Origin of the sequence: Bartonella sp. AA74HLJMH (genome assembly GCF_042197045.1) — a bacterium.
Classification (GTDB): Bacteria; Pseudomonadota; Alphaproteobacteria; order Rhizobiales; family Rhizobiaceae; genus Bartonella.
Map to the genome: position 1 here is coordinate 1 of NZ_JBHIRJ010000068.1, position 2,193 is coordinate 2,193.

1 protein-coding gene and 1 pseudogene are annotated in these 2,193 nt (G+C 37.6%); both read left to right on the forward strand.

Annotated features, from left to right (window positions below; all coding sequences use genetic code 11):
- Nucleotides 1-324: SMI1/KNR4 family protein (locus tag ACFINH_RS09600; protein WP_375632936.1), on the forward strand; the 324-nt coding region annotated here is incomplete at its 5' end.
- Between the two features lie 5 nt (nt 325-329).
- Nucleotides 330-2,193, forward strand: a pseudogene (locus tag ACFINH_RS09605) (DUF6990 domain-containing protein); the annotation flags it as partial.

The window sequence follows — 2,193 nt, forward strand, 5'->3', positions numbered from 1 at the left end:
AAAAGTTTTTTAAAAAATTATGGAGGAGGAGAAATTGGAGGTTATGAAATTTTTAGCATTTATAACGCAAGTTTTGATAAGTGTCCTGCTGGTGATATTGTTTTCTATCATTTGACGGATATAAAAAATGGTTTCGCAAAACCAAATCAGCTTGCCGTGAATAGAACTGATTTTGGTGAAACATTTTATTTTGATTATTCTCAGTTTTGGGATGGTGAATGCCCACTCTATGTTGAAATTGCATCTGGAGATTCAGAGCATTACGCAAGTAACTTCTATGAATTTCTCTGTAAAAGAATTATGGAACATGCTGGGGGGGGGTAATGACGATGCAAACCAAAGACGCAACAGAGATTTTAAAAAAAGTTGGTTGGGAGCCCCATCGCGATGAAATGGGTGATATGTTTGCTTATTATCACCTCCCCGATCGCATAGTGCGTATTCATTATGGTGTCATAGATTATGGACGGGATAGCGGAAGATTGTGGGTTTCTGTCAGTCTTACTACTGCTGCTTATTGTCTTGGCTGTGAATATGCTAACGGTAAAGAATCTCAATCTCAATATGAGGCTATGCTGATTTCTTCAGAAGAGAATTTTGGAGTTACAGCACTGGAGTTTTTTGAAAACCACGTTAAGGTAGCTTTAGACAAGGTGTTAGCTTGGGCGCAAGCACAAGATATTAAGAAAAAATTACGTGAAAAAGCTGCTAATCATTCTCTCGTTGCAAAGGCTCTACTCGGCGATACCGAAGCTTTAAGGAATTACAAACCTACACCTCAATTATATACACCAGAGTTTTCTGATTATGAAAAGATGACACAGGTTGAGCGCGTCATCTTTTTTGCTGAAGCTTATAAAAATAATGAATTGGATGACATTTTAGCACGCAAAAAACCGAAACAGCGTTTGATGAGTCTTACAGCAGCAACGCGCATTCTTAAAACCCAAGGGTGGTTTGTTACGGAACCTGGAAAAATGTGGTTAGTTTTGCCCGACCGCTTCATTCAATTTGATTTTGGTTTTATACGTCTTCCAAATGATGATTACAATGTTCATCTTGAAGCAGGGATCTCCAACGAAGATATTTCTGTAGCTTGCCATTATATTCACGATAGTAGAAAATGTAGGCAGATATCAGCTACAAATATTTATCAGTCTTTTAATACGATTGAGGGAGGGGTTTTTAGTGGTGTTGATAAAGGGATTGATATTTGTGTAGAGACATTAGATGAGCAAGAGCTTATCAAAATCTCTGAGCGGATAATACAATGGGCACGTGCTCAGGATTTAGAAGCAGCGATAGAAAGCAAAGCGCTTGTTCAAAAATATAGCTCTTGTCCCGATATCCCATGGCATTTGGCTTGTTTAGCATTAACAGGTCAAATTGATGTCCTGAAATCCTATCAAAATGTCGTAAAAGCAGGTACGATTTCTGAATATTTAGATGACGATGATGTGGAAAAACATGTTAATCACGCTGTTCAATTTGCTGAAGGACATCTGAGCGTTTTAAAGGAGCGAGAGGCGGCGGATGCACGTATTGATGTACAATCTTTAGCTCTCCTTAATACAGTTTCTGAAACATTAAAAATGATGAACTGGACAGTCTATCGCGACAAAAATTATAATCGTAATGCCTATTTTATAAGCAAAGACCGTATTATCAACATAATGTACAGTCTTGATAGAAAAGGAAAAACACCGATCGTTATATTCAAGGCTTCACTTTCAACACTTGCCTTTTCCACTGCTCATAGGGATGTTTTTCCCGAGAAGCCTCAATATATAGCTCTCAAAGAGGCAGAAGAAGTTTATACAGTTTCTAGTGTTGAAGTTGAAGAAGGCAAACTGAAGCAAATCTGTGTGGATATTCTTAAGTGGGCTGATAACCAAAACACCAACCAAATCATTTATGATTATGCGGCGTTGCCAACAAATAGTGAATTTTGCCTTGCAGAATTTCACCTTATTGCACTTATTTTGACTGGTAATGTCAAAAAACTTAAGTTTTATAAGGAGAGTTTTCAAAGAAAGAACCGTCTAGGCTTTGTAGATACTATCACAAAATATGATATTGACAACGCGCTTAATCTTGCCCAGCGTTATTGAACAGGTTTTCCTAAAAACGTTCCAATTTTGAGTTTGGATCCGCAAACAGCATCTGTTGCTTCTAAAACAACTTCTGTTGAAG